Origin of the sequence: Undibacterium umbellatum, from assembly GCF_014284125.1 — a bacterium.
GTDB lineage: Bacteria > Pseudomonadota > Gammaproteobacteria > Burkholderiales > Burkholderiaceae_D > Undibacterium > Undibacterium umbellatum.
Genome location: NZ_JACOFX010000008.1, coordinates 1 through 17,771 on the forward strand (window position 1 = coordinate 1; position 17,771 = coordinate 17,771).

General features: G+C 49.2%; 13 protein-coding genes and 2 tRNA genes. 9 read left to right on the top strand and 6 right to left on the bottom strand.

What is annotated here, in order from left to right; translation table 11 throughout:
• The first annotated feature begins 367 nt into the window (after positions 1–367).
• From H8L47_RS15585 to H8L47_RS30450, 5 genes are all read left to right on the top strand, one after another.
• A complete protein-coding gene (locus tag H8L47_RS15585) occupies positions 368–2,317 on the top strand; it encodes a CocE/NonD family hydrolase (RefSeq protein ID WP_186954524.1) in 1,950 nt (649 codons plus the stop codon).
• A gap of 24 nt (positions 2,318–2,341) precedes the next feature.
• Positions 2,342–4,393 (top strand): M13 family metallopeptidase, encoded by a 2,052-nt coding sequence (locus tag H8L47_RS15590; RefSeq protein ID WP_186954525.1) that lies wholly within the window; start codon positions 2,342–2,344, stop codon positions 4,391–4,393.
• 139 nt (positions 4,394–4,532) lie between these two features.
• On the top strand, positions 4,533–5,663 hold the full coding sequence (gene nadA / locus H8L47_RS15595; protein ID WP_186954526.1) for a quinolinate synthase NadA: 1,131 nt from the start codon (positions 4,533–4,535) through the stop codon (positions 5,661–5,663).
• A gap of 40 nt (positions 5,664–5,703) precedes the next feature.
• The gene (gene nadC / locus H8L47_RS15600; RefSeq protein ID WP_186954527.1) at positions 5,704–6,570 is read left to right on the top strand and encodes a carboxylating nicotinate-nucleotide diphosphorylase; all 867 of its coding nucleotides are present in this window, start codon (positions 5,704–5,706) and stop codon (positions 6,568–6,570) included.
• Positions 6,571–6,584: 14 nt separating this feature from the next.
• On the top strand, positions 6,585–6,989 hold the full coding sequence (locus H8L47_RS30450; protein ID WP_408057705.1) for a pentapeptide repeat-containing protein: 405 nt from the start codon (positions 6,585–6,587) through the stop codon (positions 6,987–6,989).
• A gap of 68 nt (positions 6,990–7,057) precedes the next feature.
• Here the strand turns inward: H8L47_RS30450 and H8L47_RS15610 are convergent, their stop codons facing one another.
• The 6 genes from H8L47_RS15610 to nadB all read right to left on the bottom strand — a co-directional run bounded on the left by H8L47_RS15610 (position 7,058) and on the right by nadB (position 14,777).
• A complete protein-coding gene (locus tag H8L47_RS15610; RefSeq protein ID WP_186954529.1) occupies positions 7,058–7,825 on the bottom strand; it encodes a hypothetical protein in 768 nt (255 codons plus the stop codon).
• Positions 7,826–7,885: 60 nt separating this feature from the next.
• The gene (locus tag H8L47_RS15615) at positions 7,886–9,121 is read right to left on the bottom strand and encodes an ABC transporter permease (protein WP_186954530.1); all 1,236 of its coding nucleotides are present in this window, start codon (positions 9,119–9,121) and stop codon (positions 7,886–7,888) included.
• Positions 9,118–10,332, bottom strand: a complete 1,215-nt coding sequence (locus tag H8L47_RS15620) for an efflux RND transporter periplasmic adaptor subunit (protein ID WP_222616562.1) — start codon at positions 10,330–10,332, stop codon at positions 9,118–9,120. Before H8L47_RS15620 ends, H8L47_RS15615 begins: the two co-directional genes overlap by 4 nt.
• Positions 10,333–10,361: 29 nt before the next feature.
• Entirely contained in the window at positions 10,362–12,350 is a 1,989-nt protein-coding gene (locus tag H8L47_RS15625) for an HlyD family secretion protein (protein ID WP_222616563.1), read from the bottom strand.
• Entirely contained in the window at positions 12,347–13,018 is a 672-nt protein-coding gene (locus tag H8L47_RS15630) for an ABC transporter ATP-binding protein (protein WP_186954532.1), read from the bottom strand. Before H8L47_RS15630 ends, H8L47_RS15625 begins: the two co-directional genes overlap by 4 nt.
• Before the next feature lie 151 nt (positions 13,019–13,169).
• Entirely contained in the window at positions 13,170–14,777 is a 1,608-nt protein-coding gene (gene nadB / locus H8L47_RS15635; protein WP_186954533.1) for an L-aspartate oxidase, read from the bottom strand.
• Between the two features lie 432 nt (positions 14,778–15,209).
• Here nadB and H8L47_RS15640 point away from each other — a divergent pair, with 432 nt between their 5' ends.
• The 4 genes from H8L47_RS15640 to H8L47_RS15655 all read left to right on the top strand — a co-directional run bounded on the left by H8L47_RS15640 (position 15,210) and on the right by H8L47_RS15655 (position 17,727).
• Entirely contained in the window at positions 15,210–15,482 is a 273-nt protein-coding gene (locus H8L47_RS15640) for an HU family DNA-binding protein (RefSeq protein ID WP_186954534.1), read from the top strand.
• 51 nt (positions 15,483–15,533) lie between these two features.
• Positions 15,534–15,609, top strand: a tRNA-Val gene (locus H8L47_RS15645).
• A gap of 35 nt (positions 15,610–15,644) precedes the next feature.
• A tRNA-Asp gene (locus tag H8L47_RS15650) sits at positions 15,645–15,721 on the top strand.
• A gap of 86 nt (positions 15,722–15,807) precedes the next feature.
• Positions 15,808–17,727, top strand: a complete 1,920-nt coding sequence (locus tag H8L47_RS15655) for a SurA N-terminal domain-containing protein (RefSeq protein WP_186954535.1) — start codon at positions 15,808–15,810, stop codon at positions 17,725–17,727.
• Positions 17,728–17,771: the final 44 nt, after the last annotated feature.

Here is a 17,771-nt window from a genome sequence, read left to right on the forward strand (position 1 = left end):
CGCTCAGCAGAATATCTTCTATCTTTGCAAACTGTTCTCTACTGATGTCGCTTGGGTAGGCTTTTCTCATCACCTAAGTTTACGCAATATTCCTTTTGTTTACAATAAGATCTCGAACAGCCTCTTAGGAGCGGCGTACTAAAGTACTGTCTTCGTCGCTACGTCTTGCTGGGACAATTTTGCGTAAATGCTAAATAAGTGACTGGCTTTATGCCTATTTTCAGCCTGTTTTTCAGTTTAGGTCGAAATCAGGAAACTTATTGGGAAAATTTCACTCTTTATCAACGGATATTTGCGGGCTCAGCTTATAGGCATGCTCGCCAAAATAAAAAAACTTAGTGAAATTTAGCGAAATCTGAAGGAAGTTATGACATTTGTGATTAAGAAATGTGCGGCGATGTGCGCACTGGCCTTGATGGTAAATTTTCCAGCCCAAGCTGCCGGGTCTGCCATGGCTGATGCTCCTGAAGCTGCCAGGCCATCCATACGCGAGCAATATACCAAATATGAATACCAGATCCCCATGCGCGATGGTGTGCGTCTGTTTACTGTTGTGTATGTTCCCAAGGATAGTAGTAAAACTTACCCTTTCCTGATGAACCGGTCACCGTATAGCAGTGGGGTCTTTGATGCGGGACAGTCACGCTATGGCGTGGATTTTTACCCGCAGTCATTAGGCCCTTCCAGGGAATTTGATCAAAGCGGCTATATCTTTGTGAAGCAGGATGTACGGGGCCGCTACATGTCTGAAGGTGTCTGGCAAGAAATGACGCCGCATATCAAGTCCAACAGACTGGCGGGCGAGGGTGTGGAAAGCCAGGACATGCATGACACCGTTGAATGGCTGTTGAAAAACGTCAAGAGTAATAACGGCAAAGTCGGCATCTGGGGTATTTCTTACCCTGGGTTTTATACTTCCGCCAGCATCATAGACTCACACCCAGCCATCAAGGCAGCATCACCGCAGGCCCCGGTAACCGATTTGTACATGGGCGATGATTCGTATCATGGCGGTGCTTTCATGCTGGCGGCCAATTTTGGTTTTTACTCCAATTTTACGGTAGAAAAAAATCCCACTACACTGCCCAAGCGCTGGGAAGAGTTTGATTATGGGACATCTGATGGTTATCAATATTTTCTCAAGCACATGAGTTTGAAAAACATTACGGCACAGCTGAACGACAAGCAACGCGAGTTGCTGATGCCGACGATAGAACATACCAGTTATGACGCATTCTGGAAAAGCCGGAACATCGCGCCACACCTGAAAAACATCAAGGCAGCCGTGTTAACTGTAGGTGGTTGGTATGATGCAGAAGATCCGCAAGGACCGTTCACCACTTATCACAGCATCAAAAACAATAACAAGGGCTATTACAACGGTCTGGTGATGGGGCCGTGGTCGCACGGAGCATGGGGCAGTGCAGAAGGCAAGTCCTTGGGCAATGTGAATTTTGATACCAAGACAGGCGACTACTACCGCAAAAACATAGTCTTCCCATTCTTTGAACAACATTTAAAGGGCGCAACTGGCAAAGCATTGCCTGAGGTGACCGTATTCGAAACCGGTACCAATGTCTGGCGAGAATACACAAGCTGGCCACCTCAGCAGGCACAAAAACGTACACTGTATTTTGGTAGTGATGGCAGCCTGAGCTGGAAAGAACCAAAGACAGAATTTAATACCTTTGATGAATATATCAGCGACCCTAAAAAGCCCGTGCCTTTCATCTCTTATACGGCTACCGGTGCGCCGCGCGAGTATATGGTGTCCGACCAGCGCTTTGCCTCCACACGGCCAGATGTGCTGGTTTATCAGACGGAACCTCTGGAAGAAGATGTGACCATCGTTGGACCAGTTAATCCGAAATTGTTTGTCTCAACTTCTGGTACGGATGCTGACTGGGTCGTCAAACTCATCGACGTTTATCCATCAACTTATCCCGATAAGCAGGTAGCGCGAGAACGTGCCAATGACGTGCCGCCACCGCCGGTGGTGATGGCTGGATATCAACAGCTGGTAAGAGGTGAGCCTTTACGTGGCAAGTTCCGTAACAGCTTTGAAAAACCAGAACCTTTTGTTCCGGGCAAGGTTGCCGCTATCAGCTATAACATGCCGGATATCCAGCACACCTTTCGTCGAGGACATCGCATCATGGTGCAGGTGCAAAGTAGCTGGTTCCCTCTGGTGGATTTGAATCCGCAAAAATTCATGGATATTCCAAAAGCCGACCCTGAAGACTTCCAGAAAGCCACACAGAGGGTGTATCGTTCACCCGGCCAGTATTCAGGCATAGCAGTACAAGTACTGCCATAACAAGATTAAAAGACAGGGAAAAAAATGAAAACAAAAAATATCTTCAAACACAGTTTGCTGGCCAGCCTGGTTGGGCTGGCATGCATGGGTAGTGCGGTGATGGCGCAAACGGCCACCTCGAATCAACTGGTGCTGGAATCCATGGCCATGGATAAAAAAGCTGACCCTTGCACAGATTTTTTTCAGTATTCAAATGGCGAATGGCTGAAGGCCAATCCCATTCCTTCAGACCGTGCGCGTTACAGCGCCTATGATGAAGTGACAGAGAGAAATCTGGCAGCGTTGAAGTTGATAGCCGAGACCGCAGCAAAAGGTGATGGCAAGACTAAAGCGGCGCAGTTGGTAGGCGCGTTTTACGCCAGTGGCATGAATGAAGCGCAAATAGAAAAAGAAGGCATCAAGCCACTGGAGCCACAATTTGCAAAAATCAATGGCATCCAGGATAGCCAGCAATTGCTGGCAGTGATCGCTGGTTTGCATAAGCAAGGTGTCATGCCACTGTTTGGTTTTGCAGTGGACCAGGATGCAAAAAACACGACCCGCTACCTCCCGCAAATCATGCAGGGTGGCCTGGGTTTACCAGACCGTGATTATTACCTGAAGACTGACGCCAAGACCAAAGATATCCGTGGCAAATATGTCGCTTATGTGAGCCAGATTTTTAGCTTGCTAGGTGACGCACCTGATCAGGCGAAGAAAAATGCTGCAGTCGTGATGTCGCTGGAAACGCGTCTGGCCAAGGCATCGTTGACCAAGGTTGAATTGCGCGACCCGCAATCCAGTTACCACTTGTCTGACCTGAATGCCTTGCAGAAGACCGATAATAAAACTGCCTGGGCAACTTATTTCAATGAACTGGGTTTGGCGCAGTCCGGCCAGTTCAATCTTGCCCATCCCAAGTTCATTGCCGAAGCAGGGCGCATGCTCAATACCGTCAGCCTCGATCAATGGAAGATTTATTTGCGCTGGCAATTGGCGAATGCACGCGCCAAAGATTTGAGTTCAGCCTTTGTCAATGCAAACTTTGATTTCTATGGCAAGACGTTGGCAGGCACCAAGGAATTGCAACCGCGCTGGAAACGTGTTCTGGGCTCTATAGATGCCATGGCAGGTGAGGCCATGGGTGAATTGTATGTTGCCAAATTCTTTGGTCCTGAAGCTAAGGCTGGCGTACTGGAAATGGTTGATAACATCAAACTCGCCATGCGTGAAAGCATTAGCAAGCTGGAATGGATGTCAGACACCACCAAGCAGCAAGCCTATAAAAAGCTCGACACTATCCTGGTAAAAATAGGTTACCCCGATGTCTGGCGCGATTACAGCAGCCTTCAAATCGATACTGGCCCCTATGCAGCGAATATGGCGCGCGCCGCTGAATTTGAATTCAAGCGCAATCTCGCCAAACTGGGCAAACCCATAGACAGGAATGAATGGGGCATGACACCACAAACCGTGAATGCCTACTACAACCCCACCATGAATGAAATGGTATTCCCTGCGGGCATTTTGCAACCGCCGCTGTACCATGTAAATGCTGACCCGGCTGCCAACTATGGCAATACAGGCGCAACAATTGGTCACGAGCTGACGCATGCCTTTGATGATGAAGGACGCCAATACGATGCCCAAGGAAATTTGAAAAGCTGGTGGACCAAGGGCGATGAGAAAAAATTTCTGGTCCGTGTCAAAGCCATAGAAAAGCAATTTGACGAATTCAACCCTATCGATAAACTGCATATCAATGGCAAGCTGACTGCCGGTGAAAATATTGCCGATCTGGGTGGAATGAAGATTGCCCTGCAAGCCTTGCGAAAATCGCTGGAGCGCAAGCCCCAGGCCAAGGAAATTGATGGTTTGACAGCAGAGCAGCGCTTCTTTGTCGCGAATGCCCAGAGCTTTCGCAGTCTTATCCGTGATGAGATGTTACGCATGAAACTGGCAACCGACCCACATTCACCAGACAAATACCGTGTCATCGCGCCGTTGGCAAATATGACAGAATTTTCTGATGCTTTCCAGTGCAAGGGCGATCGTTCGCCCCTGCGCCCAACGGCGACGCGGGTAAATATCTGGTAACAGCGTATACTATGGCTTGAAATGCAGTAGTGGATGCAGGCGAAAGGGGCGCTGGATGCAAATCTGGTAACCCGAGCCTGCCAAAATTTCTTGTCATCAGAGTGCATGCCAGACATGTACTCAAGATATGTAGGGCTATATGGAAACCAAAGTTGTCGAATTTGAACGCCCACAAATGGATGTGGGTAGTAGCTGTACCGCCAATGCCTGGGCACGCATTCCTGATGCGCCCTCAGCAATAGAAAAACTGGAACTCAAAGTCAGGGTGCGGCAGCTCCTGAAAGAAAAGCAGGCTGTGCTGGTGGCGCATTATTATGTCGATGCCGAACTGCAGGACCTGGCAGAAGAAACTGGTGGCTGCGTTTCAGACTCACTGGAAATGGCGCGTTTTGGCCGTGACCATCCCGCCAAAACACTGGTTGTGGCCGGCGTCAAGTTCATGGGTGAAACAGCCAAAATACTCAGCCCCGAAAAAACCATCTTAATGCCTGACCTGGATGCGACTTGTTCGCTGGATCTGGGTTGCCCGGCAGACGAATTTGCGGCGTTTTGCGATGCACACCCTGACCGCACTGTGGTCGTGTATGCCAATACCAGCGCAGCCGTCAAGGCGCGTGCTGACTGGATGGTGACGTCCAGCATAGGTCTGGACATCGTTGCTCACTTGCATGCGCAAGGCAAAAAAATACTCTGGGCACCAGATAAACATCTTGGTGGCTATATCCAGAAACAGACAGGCGCAGACATGTTGCTGTGGCAGGGCTCCTGTCTGGTGCATGATGAATTCAAGGGCATAGAGCTGGATGTGCTCAAGGCTGAGCATCCCAATGCCAAAGTCCTAGTGCACCCTGAATCGCCGGCTGCTGTAGTGGCGCTGGCTGACGTGGTTGGTTCAACTTCGCAAATGATCCATGCTGCCAAGACTCTCGATGCGGAAGAATTCATTGTCGCCACCGATAATGGCATTCTGCATAAAATGCAAATGGCTGCTCCGACCAAGCGATTCATCGTTGCTCCAACAGCTGGTAATAGCGCCACCTGCAAGAGCTGCGCGCATTGCCCATGGATGGCCATGAATGGCTTGCGCAATCTGGTACAGGTACTGGAGAGCGGCAATAATGAAATCCAGGTTGATCCGGTAGTCGGACAAAAAGCCAAGGTCTGCATAGACCGCATGCTGGATTTTGCTGCGGCCAAAAAAGCCAATGTGCGCCCATCGAGTGATCTGGCTAAAGAAGCCAAGTTGTTCTCAGGTATAGGCCCTGCCTGAATGCTGCGCAAAAAATAAAATTAATTGAGGTTATCTGGACATGTCTGGCAATTTAAAGAATACGCATTTTCCTTTTGATGCAGATTTACAAAAAGCATTTGAACGCAATATCAGCGACGCGCTGGCTGAGGATGTCGGGGCTGCTGATCTGACTGGCTTGCTGGTGCCTGCCGATGAAGTGGTGCAGGCACAAGTCATCGTGCGCGAAGATGCTGTTCTTTGCGGTGCTCCCTGGTTCGATGCCGTCATGACGACTTTGGATGCAAGCATAGAAGTAGACTGGCAGTACGCCGAAGGCGAGCAGATGAAGGCAAACACTGTCGTCTGCAAAATCAAGGCACCTGCCCGAGCCTTGCTGACAGCCGAGCGTTCTGCACTGAATTTCCTGCAATTGCTATCTGCTGTTGCAACCGCCGCCAGCAAATATGTCGCCATCATCGCTGGCACAAAAGCCTCAATACTCGATACCCGTAAAACCTTGCCAGGCCTTCGCCTTGCACAGAAATATGCGGTGCGTGTAGGCGGCGGCAAGAATCAGCGCCTGGCCTTGTACGATGGCATCCTCATCAAGGAAAACCATATCGCAGCCGCAGGTGGCGTAATCGAAGCTATGCAGAAAGCCCTTAGTCTGAACGCGGGTGTCAGCATACAGATAGAAGTGGAAACCCTGGAGCAATTGCAAGTTGCACTGGACGCCGGAGCGACTTCTATCTTGCTGGACAATTTCAACACCAACATGATGCGCGAAGCAGTGGCCATCACCGCTGGCCGTGCCTTGCTGGAAGCATCTGGCGGCATTGATCATGCGTCGGTGAGGGCGATAGCCGAGACAGGTGTGGACAGGATATCCATAGGCAGCCTGACCAAGGATATCAAGGCGACGGATTATTCTCTGCGAATTATTTAAGTTCTTCGTTTTGCATGCTGTTTGAAAACCAAAATTTTGCATCCAGATTGAAAAAGCCCGTCAGTCTGGATGAGCATGTCTTTCGCTTTTGTGAGTTTTCAGATATACAATTTGACGGGGGAGACATCACATCTGCCTTCCTGGCTTGCAGCTTTACGGACTGTGGATGGTACTGGGGATTGTTCAATACTTGTGTATTGGTTGATGTAAAGTTTCTAAATTGTACTTTTCGCGGGACGACATTCTCAGGCGCCAGGTTTGTTAACTGTGAATTTGAGAATTGTGTTTTTTTAAAAGATAATCTCAACTCATCATGCACATTCAATCAGGTCAATTGGTTTGCTTGTAAGCAGAAAAATTGTACAGGGCTTGAAAATGAATTTCGTACGAGAGATAAAGAGCGTAGTTATATTTCCTGATTTTTCTTGAACTGCGCGCGATTGATGCATTTCCCTCAGTTTACAATTCAAAATGTGTTGGAAATAGCTTATTCCGTATATCGCAACACCAGCACATGTTGCGATTCATCTTTTTTGCTCATGACCAACTCAATCCAGCTAGTGGCTTTTTCACCGTAAAGCTTTAGCAAAAGCTCTGTCAGGCCACTTGTCTGTGCAGGGTTTAGCGTGGTTTCTCGGTTGAGTGCAAGGTATGATGCGCCGATTCCTATCAGGCTGTAGGCGTAATTTTCTCTGAGATGCCGGCAAAGGGCATGATTTTCAAAGGGATCCAGGTCTGATGAAAAATACCCATTGGGAAATGCTGCCAGACTGTCTTCTGCTGTATTGGCGATGGCTCTGAACGCATAAACGCTGTCGTCCAGAATTGATATCCAGTTCTCTTGAGCTGATATGAGCTCTGAAAGTGACTCATCATTCAAAAGCAGATTTTTCTCTTGAAAGATTTGTTCCAGGCTGGTTTCCTTGCATCGCCTTTCAAAATTTCCCAGACGAATAAAAAATTCAGATTTTGTACTGAGGTAGCCGACATGCTCGCCGTTCTCAAAACATATCGCATCAAGAGAGCTTAAGTCGTAACCCTCGGCATCGTCCAGATCATGAGAACTCGTGCTATGCATGGATGTGTACTGCGCTTGACCTAAATTATCCAGAGTTATCAGTATTTTTGAGTCGGGATACATTTCTCCCAATGTTCTCCAGTCTTTCAGTAATTCGGCCTGGCTATCGTATTTTTCTGCTTCATATACATCACACAGATATTCAAAATCTTTGGATGACAAGGGTTTGAATTTCATTTTTTTCCCGTTTCGGATTGCCAAAATTTAATTACAGTAGACGATGCAGATGGAGTTGCTTCAGCCATCCGTCCGCAATGCCGCAATCGGGTCCAGTTCCGCAGCCTGACGTGCCGGGAATACGCCAAAGCCCAGGCCAACTGCCACGCAAGAACTGACGGCAATAAACAGGCTGAAAGGTGACCAGGCAACTGACCAGCCCGCCAGTGCGGCGATGCTGTATGCCGCTATTGCGCCCAGCAATACACCTAGCAAAGCCCCGCTAAAGGCGATGACCAGGGCTTCGGCAAGAAACTGCTGTATGACATCACGTCTGCGCGCACCAAGGGCACGTTTCAAGCCAATTTCACGACGGCGTTCGAGTACATTTGCCAGCATGATATTCATGATGCCTATGCCGCCCACCAATAAGGATACGGCAGCAATCGAGCTCATGACGATGGTGAATATGCGTTGGGTCTGCTGATTCTGCCGGTACAAGCCCATGGGTACGATGAGGTTGGTGTCGTCACTTCCCGCATGTCTTTGCTCAATCAGGTTTTGCAGGACCCGTGCGGCGATGTCTGGCGGGGTCTGGCCGTCCAGGCGCAAGCTCATGCCATCGACTTCATTTTCCAGTGCGGTGAAGTTGAAGCGGGCGCGCCCTGTTTGCCAGGGGACAAACAGGCGCTCATCGTCCAGTCCCAGTTTGACACCTTCAAATTCTGATTTGCTGAGTGCACGGTTAGCCAGCACGCCGACAACTTCTAGCCAGGCGTGATTGAGTTTGATGCGTTCGCCCACAGGGTTCTTGTCGCCAAAAAGTTGATGCGCCAGGCGTGGACCTATCACGCAGACTGGGGCCAGACTGGCATCATCTTGCTGGCTTAGCCAGCGACCCAGGCCTATTTGCAGTCCACCGAGTTCAGCGTAGGAGTCCGATACAGCAAAGGCGCGGGCAGGGACAACAGTGTTACCGCTAACCAGTTGGTCAACCTTGATTTCCTTTTTCAATGCCACGGCTTTTGCACCAGGCACGACCGCCAGTGCTGCATCTGCATCTGCTACTGACAGGCCCAGCGAGCGAGTACGTATTTCTTTCAGACGCTTGTCATCGATGTTTTTGCTTTCGATGATGACATTGTCCAGGCCAAGCTCAGCCACCAGGCGCAAGGCTTCGCGGCGGCTGCCTTCGCCGACGGCCAGCATGGCAACGATAGCGGCGACGCCAAATATCATGCCCAGTAAAGTCAGGCCAGTGCGTAATTTTCGCCTTTGCAATTCATTGATGGCTTCCAGGATCAAGGCGCGGTTCATGACTGTGTATCCTTGTTTTTTTCTTTGTCTTTATTCTTGTCTTTCTCTTTCATTTCGGGCAGAAGGACAACCTGATTCCCTGGGCTGATGCCAGATTTGATTTCGCTGCGTACTGGGCCACGCTGACCCATGACTACGGCCTGGCGCTTGAGCTGTTCGCCTTCCTTGACATAGGTCGCAAAGCTGGCACCGTCTTGTACCAGTGCGATGTTTGGTACCGTCATGGCTTTGGCTTGATTAATGAGACTCACCGTACCCAATAATGCCTGGCCTGGTTTCAATGCCAGGCTTTGTGCCTGTTCTTTCTTGAATGCAGCTTCAAAGTTAATGAATTTGACCGGGGAATCCTTTGAAGTGACGCTTGCGCTATTTCCTACCTTGGTGATGCTGAGTTCAATTTCCTGGCCGCTGCCAGCCAGGCGCACTTTAACCGGTAAGCCAACTTTCAGGCCAAAGGTGCGGCCTTCTTCTATGTTGAAGTTGGCAACCAGTTGATCAAGGTCGGGCAGTGAACCAAATTCTTCGCGGGGGCGGAAACTGGAACCTACTTGAGGTTTGGCGCCATCCCAGCTTGCTTGTAGCAGGAAAACGCCATCGTGCGGTGCCATTAACTCCAATGCATCGAGGTTTTTCTTGTGCTGACTGGCATTTAAGTTGACACTTTCTTTCTGTGAGCTTAATACCGCCTGTTCCGCAGCACTACGCGCCTGCACTTGCCCTGTTTTCCAATCCAAGTAAGTGCGCTTGTTTTTCAGGAATCCGCTATCCTGCAATTCATCCAGTATTTTATTGCGGGAAAAAATCGCCAGGTCTGCGTTGGCATAGCGTTCACTCAAGAGCAAATCAGTCTGCACTTTGGCACTGTCTGCAGCCAGAGTGGAACGGCTACTGGTATCGCTGGCCAGTATGGACTCTGCTGCCAACTCTTTGCGCAATAATTCCAGTTCGGCCTGCGACAATTCCATGCGTGATTTGGGTGCATCAAAACGGGCGATGACCTGGTCTTTTTTTACCAGGCTACCTTCGGGTATCATTTCTATCAGGGTACGACTATCCCAGCCCTGACCAGGTACAGTCAGCGGGGTTTTGTTGGCGGCGATGATTTCGCCGTCAACGACTAGGTTTTCTTGCCAGATTCTGGGGGCGAAAGTTTCAGTTGCAAGCTGAGCTTGATCCTGTTTGTTGGTGCACGCCAGAATGCTCAGGGTCATTGTCACACAGGTGACGAGAGGGATAATTCTCATTTTTTGACTGCTCCGGCCACGATGGTTTCTGCTCCTGATGTGCTGAGAATTGCTTGCACTGCCGCACCGGGCTTAAGGCCTTTAGGCATTTGATCGAATTCCAGCTCTATATCCCGCACGATAACTGGTTGTGAAGTCGATTTGCTATGGAACACATTGCCCAGTCCGCTTACGCGCGCTGCTACTGTCAAATTTGCGGCAGGTATGTTGATGCGCGCACTCTGTCCAATTTTGATTGAGTTTGATTGAGCCTCGGGCACTTTGGCCAAAACAAATAATTTATCTGGATCAGCTACACTGGCGATGGATAAACCAATCCAGACTTGACTGCCGGTGGTAAATTTTTCACCTTCAAAATTACTTTTGTAAATGATCATCCCAGGCTTTGTCGCCAGCACGGTCAGGGCTTTTTGTCCTTTGGTCAGAGCGTCAATTTTTCCTTGCAGCATGGCTATTTCTGTTTCTAGCCCAGTTTTTTCAGCCTTGCGGGCGCGTGCCTGCGAAGTGTGCAGTTTCAAGGAAAGAGCCGCCAGTTCGCTGTTTAGTGATTTTTCTATCACCAGCTTGTCGTAATCCACACGCCGGATCAATTCTTTTGGCATGGTGGCTTTGCGCGAGGCTTTTTCAGCATTGCTTTGGGCTTCTGCGACCGCCAGATCAGCTGCTTTTTCTCCCTCGATTTGCTCCAGCTTAAATTTTTCCAATGCGCGCAGTTTTTCATTGAGCTGGCTTTTTTGATTGGCGAGCTTGGTAGGTACTTCTGCCGCCTGAAACATGGCAATCATGTCCCCTGCTTTGACTACACTACCTTCTGGGGCAATTTTCGCCAACGTATATTGCCAGATGTAGGGTATGGATGGCGGACCTACAGAGGTGATGCTGCGCGATTTTATCTCGCCTTCTATCGTCATTTCTTTGTTGTTCGGGAGAGCGTTGCTGTTGACCTTGTTGATGTGCGCAGCCGGTTCTATCAGGACACTCATGCCAGGCACCAGATTAAAATCCTGCTGCTCTGGCAGTTTGATGTCGACACGAAAGTATCTGCCATAGCCCCAGGTATTATGTTCTTCAGGGGCGTTCGATATTAGTGCGATGCTGGCGAGCGCTTCAATGCCAGGCAGGGCGTCAAACTTTAGTTTGACGGCTTGCCCCTGTTTTAAGTAGATCCTGTCCGCTTCCAGTGCCCAAGCTCTGACTTCCATCTGGCCTGAACCTATGATCTGGCCGGCACTATTGCCAGGGAAAGCACTGGAGCCTTCTTCCAGTCTTTCGTTACGCCATTTGCTGTAGCCGTGTACGACATAACCATCCTGAGCGGCGCGCACTTCTGAGCGCGTCAATTGTGTTTTCAGGTAATTGATATTGATTTCTTGCTTCTTCAGTTCCAGATCCGCATCTGATTTTTTCCTGACGATGGATTTTTGGGCATTGTCAAATGCCAGTTGTTTCACTTGCAGATCACGTTCCGATCTTTCTTTTTCCCCCTGGTGCTTGTCAAAATCCAGTCCAGAAATTTGCGACTTCGGCAATGCAGCATCGACTAATGCTTTTGCGAGTGCAGATTTAGCGGTAATGAGGTTTTTTTCTGCTTCAAGTGCGGTGACTTCAAGTTTGGCTACTTCAGCTTCGGCCTTGGCCCTGGTTTGCTGCATGCCAATTTCCAATTGCTCTATATTTGAACTATCGGGCGTTTCTATGCGCAACACCAGGTCCCCTTTTTTTACCTTACTTCCTTCCGCAATGAAGTTGCGCAGCACCACCGGAGCGGCATTCGATGGCGGCACAAAGATGGTTTGCGAATCTTTGGCAATCACCTCGCCAGTCAATAAAACCGGGCGGTTTTTTGCTACTGATGATGGCGATGCGCTGGCTGTGTTTGCGGGTGTAATGGCCGTGGCAGAGGTCAGCGCTGGTGTAGTCATGAATGCGACCAATATGCTTAGGCTCATGGTCGAAAGTGTCGTGTATTTGTGCAAGTGCTTCATGCAGCCATCTCCGCTACCTTGCCATCCGCCAGGTGGATAGTTCTTTGTGCTCTTGCGGCGACAGCGGGATCATGTGTGACCAGCACCAGGGTTTGACCGCCAGCGTGCAATTCGCTTAGTAGACTCAATACATCGGCGGCACTTTTTGAATCCAGATTTCCAGTCGGCTCATCTGCTAGTAATAGGGCAGGTTGATTTAGCAGGGCGCGGGCGATGGCAGCACGTTGCAACTGGCCGCCAGATAATTCACCTGGCCGGTGGTTCATGCGGGTTGCCAGACCTATGCGCTCCAGCAATTGGCGGGCGCGTGTTTCTGCCTGAGCATCTGGTAATTTGCTGTAACGCTGCGGCAGCAAGACATTTTCCAGCACAGTCAGGCGCGGCAATAAATGAAAGGATTGAAAGACGAAGCCAATATTGCGATTGCGAATATCAGATGCGGCATCGTCATTCATGATGCTGATGTCTTCCTGATTCAGCAAGTAGCTACCATGATCAGGTCGGTCGAGTGCACCAAGGACGTTCAGTAATGTGGATTTGCCTGAACCGGAAGGGCCCATGATGGCGACAAACTCGCCGCTGGCAATGTGTAAATCTATGCCGTCAAGCGCCCGAATTTCATTGCCGCCCTGCGTATATGTTCTACGTATCTGACTGAGTTTTATCATGCAAATTTTTCTATTGAGCGGTGTGAATCTCGCCAGAAAAAAGTGTAGTGATAACGCCCGGCGAATATGCAGGGCAGTATCACGGTGATAATTTAATTTGTCAAATGGCTATTGATTTTATGGGTAGAATACTGGCTTGATTTTGTAATTTCTATTTTTTACGCTTTGGCGACAGCACTGTTGGCAGGGCTTTGGGCAGGGTATCTGGGTAGTCACGGCTGAAATGCAGGCCACGGCTTTCCCGGCGCGATAAGGCACTGTTGACGATCAGTGAGGCCACCTCTACCAAGTTGCGCAACTCCAGCAGATTGTTCGAGATGCGGAAATTGGCGTAATACTCGTCTATCTCTTCCTTCAGCAGGCGTATGCGGTGCTTGGCGCGTTCCAGGCGTTTGGTGGTGCGGACTATGCCCACGTAATTCCACATGAAGCGACGTAACTCATCCCAGTTATTGGCAATGACTACTTCTTCATCTGCATCCGACACCCGGCTTTCATCCCAGTCAGGCAGGGCAATGACGTTGGCACGCTCCTGGGCTTCTATATGTTTGGCTGCGGCGCGGCCTACTACCAGGCATTCCAGCAAAGAGTTGCTCGCCAGGCGATTTGCACCATGCAAGCCCGTATATGCAGTTTCGCCAACGGCATATAGACCAGGCAAATCAGTGCGGCCATCTGTATCAGTGACGACACCGCCACAAGTGAAGTGAACTGCAGGGACCACTGGTATGGCCTGTTTGGTGATGTCTATGCCTAATTCCAGACAACGTGCATAAATAGTGGGGAAGTGCTCCTTCAAAAACTCTGGCGGCTGGTGGCTGATATCAAGCTCAACAAAATCGAGACCACGTTTTTTCATTTCAAAGTCAATCGCACGGGCAACCACGTCGCGCGGTGCCAGTTCCATGCGTTCATCATGGTTGGTCATGAAACGTTTGCCTGCTGCTGCGCCAGCTTCGGCGGGCAATTTCAATATGCCACCTTCACCACGCACGGCTTCTGTAATTAAAAATGATTTGGCGAATGGATGATACAGACAGGTAGGGTGGAACTGGATGAACTCCATATTGCTGACCCTGCAGCCAGCGCGCCAGGCCATGGCGATACCGTCACCAGTTGCCGTGTCAGGATTCGTAGTGTACAGATAGACTTTGCCTGCACCGCCAGTGGCCATCACGGTATGTTGCGCGGCAAAGGTATGCACTTTGCCGGTTTTTACGTCTTGCACATACAGGCCCAGACAATGTGGTGTAGAAGATGTATCGCCCAGTTTGGCAGTCGTAATCACGTCAATCGCATAATGATGTTCAAACAGACTGATGTTGGGGTGATTGCGTACTTTTTGTTCCAGCGTTACTTGCACTGCATGGCCGGTAGCGTCGGCTGCATGGATGATGCGACGCTGGCTGTGGCCACCCTCACGTGTCAGGTGAAAGCCGAGTTCTGCTTCTTCATCACGGGTGAACGGCACACCTTGCTCTATCAGCCAGTCTATCGCTTCGCGGCCATGTTCGATGATGTAGCGGGTGGCGCCTTCATCACAGAGGCCGCCACCAGCTATCAGCGTGTCTGATATGTGCTGCTCATGACTATCGTGGGAATCCAGCACGGCAGCAATGCCACCTTGTGCCCAGTTACTGGCGCCATCCAGTAATTCACGTTTGGAAATAATCGCGACTTTGCGTGTTTGTGCCAGATGTAAAGCGACAGATAAGCCAGCCAGTCCACTACCTACAATTGCTACGTCAAAATTCTTCATTATCTTTTGTGATTGTATTTGGGTGTTTATTACCCAAGGGTTTTCCCAGTGCCCATGTCCCGCACTCGCAGCAGGATGACGGTCAGGGCTTTCTATAACTTTAGTTCATACCGTATACTGATTTTGGAATGACTGCACAATATGCTGCTTGCATTCTAATTCAGGATCAAGGAGAGAGTAGCTTTTCCACGTAGCAAAAAAGTAGCTATCTGAATTTTTGCACTTAACTTAGTCCTTGAAACGCAGAAAATTTGTATAAGCAAATTACAAATCATCAAACTTGCCCAGAAAGCTTGCAAACAGCTTGACACAAAGCTTGGCGGCTTGCTCTAATACCGGATGCAGATTTCCTGCTTGCCGTGATAGATGCACGACCAATAAAATAATCGAATACATCATCACGAAATTCAAATTTTTGTGAGGGGGCTATAAGTGAATAAGACTGAGTTGATCGATCATATTGCGAAAACAGCGGATATTTCCAAAGCGGCTTCGTCGCGTGCGCTGGATGCAGTGATCGGCGCGGTAAAAACCACATTGAAGAAAAAAGGCACGGTAACTTTGGTCGGTTTTGGTACCTTCTCTGTTGCCAAACGTGCTGCCAGGCCCGGCCGTAATCCTAAAACTGGTGAACCAATCAAGATCAAGTCTGCCATGGTTCCGAAATTTAAACCTGGCAAAGCTTTGAAAGATGCGGTAAACTAATGCTCTTTCGTGGCCCAGTGACATGTGCCGCGATGTTTGTTTGTATGTGTGGGGCGCTTAGCTCAGTTGGTAGAGCGGAGCCCTTACAAGGCTTAGGTCGGGAGTTCGAGCCTCTCAGCGCCCACCAGTATCAAGCAAAATATAGTTTCATGCAGTAAAAAAGGAGTGGTAGTTCAGTTGGTTAGAATACCGGCCTGTCACGCCGGGGGTCGCGGGTTCGAGCCCCGTCCGCTCCGCCAGAAAATCGAAAAGGCGAACGAAAGTTCGCCTTTTTTTGTATTCGTCAAATTGTTATTGTGATACTTAGCCACGTGATTGGTTGAACATGTTTGAATTTATTCGTACCCATCAGCGCTTAATGCAAATTTTGTTAGCTGTTCTGATTTTGCCGTCTCTTGTTTTATTCGGCAATCCCGACGTTTTGCGTTCCTTTGGTAAAGAGGAGGGTATTGCAAAGGTCGCTGGCGCTCCTATTACTCAGGCTGAGTTCGATCAGGCACTGAGAGATCAACTGGATCGCATGCGTCAAATGTATGGGCCGCAATTTGATGCAAAGATGCTCAATACGCTAGAAGCAAGACAGAGCATTCTGGATGAAATGATAGACCGCAAGGCGATAGCTGGTGAGATTGCTGTTAAAAAACTGACAATTGCCGATGCCACTTTGCAAGATAAAATTGCCACATCACCAGGCATGCTGAAGGCTGACGGTCATTTTAACAATGAGGAATACACACGCGTGTTGGCACAGCAGGGGATGACTCCGCTGATGTTTGAGCAGCGTTTGCGTCAGGATATGGTGCTCCAGCAATTGCTGGCACCTGTTCAGGCTGGTGCCTTTGTCCCTAAAACGGTGGCAGAACGCTTCTCGGCGATTAATGAGCAAGAACGTGAAGTACAGATGTTGATGTACAAGCCTGGTGATTTTGCTGATCGTGTCAAGATCACTGATGAGATGCTGAAGGCCTATTATGAAAAAAATTCGGCACAGTTCGAGATCCCGGAACAAATCAATGCTGAATACGTCGTCTTGAATAGTGAAGTGCTGGCTGAGCAAACGACAGTGTCTGATGCCGATGTCCAGACCTACTACAAAGCCAATGAAAAATCCTATACGACAGAAGAGCAGCGTCGCGCCAGCCATATTCTGATCGCTGTAGCCAAGGATAGCAGTGCCGCTGATAAAGCCAAGGCGAAAGCCAAAGCTGCCGATATCCTGGCGCAACTGCGCAAGAAGCCAGAAGATTTTGCCAAGCTGGCAAAAGAAAATTCTGATGACCCAGGATCTAAAGAAAAAGGCGGTGATCTGGATTTCTTTGGCAAAGGTATGATGGTTCCGCAGTTTGATGAAAGTGTATTCAAGCTCAAGCAAGGTGACATCAGTGAACTGGTGCAGTCTGACTATGGTTTTCACATCATCACAGTAACCGGCATCAAGCCTGCCGGTGTCAAAACACTGGATGAAGTCAAGGTGCAGATTGCTGCTGATATCAAGAAGCAAAAAGCAGGCAAAGCTTACACAGAAGCTGCAGAGACATTTACCAATGTCTTGTACGAGCAAGGCGATAGCTTGAAGCCCGCGGCCGAAAAGTTGAAACTGAAAATACAAACGGTGAATGGCTTGTCACGTAACAGCAAACCAGGCTTGCCAGCGACGATGGAAACCAATAATCCTAAATTCCTGAAGGCTATTTTCTCTGATGATGTGGTCAAGAAAAAACACAACACAGAGGCAGTAGAAGTTGCCCCGAATACTTTGATTGCTGGTCGCATTGTTGAATACAAAGCCGCATCCAAACGTCCGTTTGAAGAAGTCAAGGCGTCAATTCAGGCGCAAGTAACCGCAACCGAAGCAGCTGCGCTGGCTGAAAAAGAAGGTGTCGCCAAACTGGCTGCATTGAAAGCAGCAGATGCAACGGCTGGATTTACAGAAGCCAAAATGGTATCGCGGTTGAAAAATCAGGATATTCCTCCTGCTGCCCTGCTTGATTTGATGCGTGCAGATACTCAAAAGCTGCCGGCGTTCGTTGGGACATCGCTGGGTACGGCTGGCTATGTTATTTTCCGCATAGGCAAGGTCAGCCCAGGTACGCCTGACAAAGAGCGCCGTGCTTCCGAGGCACAGCAATTGGCTGGCATGCAATCGTCACAGAACCTGTATGCCTATCTTGAATTGCTGAAGCAAAGAGCAAAAGTCACCATCAATAAAGCCGCAATAGCAGCACCAGTAACCGCTGCACCATAATTTTTTACATTTGCTGTTGGAAAAAGACACCTTCGAGGTGTCTT